At 74.9% G+C, this 4,142-nt stretch carries 3 protein-coding genes; all 3 read left to right on the forward strand.

Translation table 11 applies throughout. The features are described from left to right. Positions 1-1,836, forward strand: a 1,836-nt coding sequence (gene cobT, locus ADK86_RS13030) for a nicotinate-nucleotide--dimethylbenzimidazole phosphoribosyltransferase (RefSeq protein ID WP_234345835.1), incomplete at its 5' end; no start/stop codon positions are given. A gap of 202 nt (positions 1,837-2,038) precedes the next feature. Continuing rightward, positions 2,039-3,262: a uroporphyrinogen-III C-methyltransferase gene (gene cobA, locus ADK86_RS13035; RefSeq protein WP_053696740.1), complete on the forward strand. Its 1,224-nt coding sequence runs from the start codon at positions 2,039-2,041 to the stop codon at positions 3,260-3,262. Positions 3,263-3,318: 56 nt separating this feature from the next. Then, positions 3,319-4,142: TrmH family RNA methyltransferase (locus tag ADK86_RS13040; protein WP_053696741.1), on the forward strand; the 824-nt coding region annotated here is incomplete at its 3' end.

Here is a 4,142-nt window from a genome sequence, read left to right on the forward strand (position 1 = left end):
CCTCAGGACGGGACCGCCCCCCAGGCCGGGACCGCCCCCCAAGACGACGCCACCCCTCCGGCCGACCCCCAGCAGCCCGCCATCCCGGCCCAGCCGCTCGGCCCCCCGGCCGCCGGTTACGACGACTCCGAGCGTGCGGCCGTGCACCGGGTCATGCGGGAGCGCCGTGACATCCGTAACGGCTTCCGTTCCGACCCCATCCCCAACGAGGTGCTGCTGCGCGTCCTGGAGGCGGCCCACACCGCTCCCAGCGTCGGGCACTCCCAGCCCTGGGACTTCGTCGTCATCCGCTCGCAGGAGACCCGGGAGCGGATGCACCAGCTCGCCGCGGCGCAGCGCGAGGCGTACGCGAAGTCGCTGCCGAAGGCCCGCGCCAAGCAGTTCCGCGAGCTGAAGATCGAGGCCATCCTCGAAACGCCGGTCAACATCGTGGTGACCGCCGACTCCACCCGCGGCGGCCGGCACACCCTCGGCCGCCACACCCAGCCCCAGATGGCCCCCTACAGCTCCGCGCTCGCGGTGGAGAACCTGTGGCTGGCGGCCCGCGCCGAGGGCCTGGGCGTCGGCTGGGTCAGCTTCTTCGACGAGCGCGAGATGGTCCGCGAGCTGGGCCTGCCCGAGCACCTGGAGGTCGTCGCGTACCTCTGTGTCGGGTACGTGGACGAGTTCCCCGACGAGCCCGAGCTGATGCAGGCGGGCTGGGCCAAGCGCCGCCCGCTGTCCTGGGTGGTCCACGAGGAGACGTACGGCCGCCGCGCCCTGCCCGGCGAGGCGCCCGCCAACCTCCTCCAGGAGACGCTCCAGGGCATCCGCCCGCTGGACGCCAAGGCGCTCGGCGAGGCGTGGGAGCGGCAGAAGCGGATGACGAAGCCCGCGGGTGCCCTCGGCATGCTGGAGATCATCTCCGCTCAGCTGTGCGGCCTGTCCCGCAAGTGCCCGCCGCCGATCCCGGAGCCGGCCGCCGTCGCCGTCTTCGCGGGCGACCACGGCGTGCACGCGCAGGGCGTCACCCCCTGGCCGCAGGAGGTCACGGCGCAGATGGTCGCCAACTTCCTGGGCGGCGGCGCGGTCTGCAACGCCTTCGCCAACCAGGTGGGCGCCGAGGTCTGCGTCGTGGACGTAGGCGTGGCGGCCGACCTGCCGGCCACCCCCGGCCTGCTGCCGCGCAAGATCCGGCCGGGCACCGCCGACTTCACCGTCGGCCCCGCGATGAGCCACGACGAGGTGCTGCGCGCCATCGAGGTGGGCATCGAGACCGCCCGCGACCTGGTGGCCGCCGGCAACAAGGCGCTGATCACCGGCGAGATGGGCATCGCCAACACCACCACCTCGGCCGCCCTGATCTCCGTCTACACCGAGACCGATCCCGCCGAGGTCACCGGCCGCGGCACGGGCATCAACGACGAGACCCACGCCCGCAAGGTCGACGTGGTGCGCCGCGCCCTGGAGCTGCACCGCCCGGACCCGGCCGACCCGATCGGCGTCCTCGCCGCGGTCGGCGGCCTGGAGCACGCGGCGATGGCCGGTCTGATCCTCGGCGGCGCCTCGCTGCGTACGCCGGTCATCCTGGACGGCGTCAGCGCCGGGGCCGCCGCCCTGGTGGCCCGCGCCATCGCCCCCGAGGCGCTGGCCGCCTGCATCGCCGGCCACCGCAGCGCCGAGCCCGGCCACGTCGCCGCGCTCAACAAGCTCGGACTGCGCCCGCTGGTCGACCTCGACCTGCGGCTCGGCGAGGGCACTGGCGCCCTGCTGGCGCTGCCCGTCGTCCAGAGCGCCGCCCGCGCCATGCACGAGGTCGCCACCTTCGACTCCGCCGGAGTCACCGAGAAGGGCTGACCGCGCGGGAGGTCCCTGCGCATGACCCCCGGCCCGCAGCCTCATAGGCTGTGGGCCGGGGCCGTACCCTCTCACCAGGCCCCCGGGGCGGCAGCCGCCCCGTCCCACCGCCGCTCCAGTGCCGCAGCGGCGACGCGTCCCCACCTTCGCCAGCGCGCGCTGCCCGCACCACCGCGCCACCCCCACAAGGAGCCGTACCGCCATGGCCGAGCACGCCGAACACGCCGCCTACCCCGTCGGACTGCGCCTGTCCGGCCGCCGCGTGGTCGTCCTCGGCGGCGGCCAGGTCGCCCAGCGCCGCCTGCCCTCCCTGGTCGCGGCGGGCGCCGACGTGCTGCTGATCTCCCCGTCCGCCAAGCCGTCCGTCGAGGCGATGGCCGACACCGGCGAGATCCGCTGGGAGCGCCGCCGGTACACGCCCGGCGACCTCGCCGACGCCTGGTACGCCCTGATCTCCACCGACGACCCCGAGGCCAACGCCGCCGCCTCCCAGGAGGCCGAGGACCGCCGCGTGTGGTGCGTGCGCTCCGACGACGCGGAGGCCGCCACCGCCTGGACCCCGGCCACCGGCCGCAGCGAGGGCGTCACCGTCGCGGTCCTCACCGGCCGCGACCCGCGCCGCTCCGCCGCCGTACGGGACGCCATCGTCGAGGGCCTGCGCGACGGCACCCTCGCGGCCCCGCACCACCGCGCCCGTACCACCGGCGTCGCCCTGGTCGGCGGCGGCCCCGGCGACCCCGACCTGATCACCGTGCGCGGCCGCCGGCTGCTCGCCGAGGCCGACGTGGTCATCGCCGACCGGCTCGGCCCCCGCGACCTGCTCGCCGAACTGCCGCCGCACGTCGAGGTCATCGATGCCGCGAAGATCCCGTACGGCCGGTTCATGGCCCAGGAGGCCATCAACAACGCCCTGATCGAGCACGCCCGCGCCGGGAAGTCCGTGGTCCGCCTCAAGGGCGGCGACCCGTACGTCTTCGGCCGCGGCATGGAGGAACTCCAGGCGCTCGCCGAAGCCGGCATCCCCTGCACCGTCGTGCCCGGCATCTCCAGCTCCATCAGCGTGCCCTCCGCCGCCGGCATCCCCGTCACCCACCGCGGGGTCGCCCAGGAGTTCACCGTCGTCAGCGGCCATGTCGCGCCCGACGACGAGCGCTCCACGGTCGACTGGTCGGCCCTCGCCCGCCTGCGCGGCACCCTCGTCGTCCTGATGGGCGTCGAGAACAGCGGCGCCATCGCCGCCACGCTCGTCGCGCACGGCCGCGGCGCCGACACCCCCGTGGCCGTCGTCCAGGAGGGCACCACCACCGCCCAGCGCCGCGTGGACGCCACGCTCGGCACGCTCGGCGAGACGGTACGGGCCGAAGGCGTACGGCCGCCCGCGGTCATCGTCATCGGCGAGGTCGTGGCCGTGAACCCCACGGCCTGACCCCCCGAAGCCGAGCGCCCACACCCCGCCCCCACCACCGACAAGGCACCCACCCCGTGGCTGACATCATCACCGTCGACGACCCGGACGACCCCCGCCTGAGCGACTACACCGGCCTGACCGACGTGGAGCTGCGCCGCCGCCGCGAACCGGCCGAGGGCCTGTTCATCGCGGAGGGCGAGAAGGTCATCCGGCGCGCCGGGCAGGCCGGCTACGCGATGCGCTCGATGCTCCTGTCCGCCAAGTGGGTCGAGGTGATGGGCGACGTCATCGAGGCGGCGACGGCACCGGTGTACGTCGTCGACCCGGCCCTCGCCGAGCGCGTGACGGGCTATCACGTCCACCGCGGCGCCCTGGCCTCCATGGCCCGCAAGCCGCTGCCGACGGCCGCCGAACTCCTGGCCCGCCCCGGCACCCGTCGGATCGCGGTGATGGAAGCGGTGAATGATCATACAAATATCGGCGCGATTTTTCGCAGCGCCGCCGCCCTCGGCATGGACGCCGTCCTGCTCTCCCCGGACAGCGCCGACCCGCTCTACCGCCGCTCGGTGAAGGTCTCCATGGGCGCGGTCTTCGCCGTCCCGTACGCCCGCCTGGAGAACTGGCCCCGCGACCTGGAAACCGTCCGCGAGGCGGGCTTCCCCCTCCTGGCCCTCACCCCCGACGCCCGGGCCGTCCCGCTGGACGAGGTGGCCCCGCATCGCATGGAGCGCGCGGCGCTGATGCTCGGCGCCGAAGGCGACGGTCTGTCCCGGCGTGCCCTGGAAGCCGCCGACACCTGGGTGCGCATCCCGATGGCCCACGACGTGGACTCCCTCAACGTGGGAGCCGCGGCGGCGGTGGCCTTCTACGCGGTCATGGCGGGGCGGGGGGACGGGGG

The sequence above is a fragment of the Streptomyces sp. NRRL F-5755 genome (assembly GCF_001279365.1).
In the GTDB taxonomy this organism is placed as follows: domain Bacteria; phylum Actinomycetota; class Actinomycetes; order Streptomycetales; family Streptomycetaceae; genus Streptomyces; species Streptomyces rimosus.

Excerpts from the sequence above, each read along its gene's own strand:
- cobA (WP_053696740.1), top strand. The coding sequence starts at position 2,039 with ATGGCCGAGCACGCCGAACACGCCGCCTACCCCGTCGGACTGCGCCTG.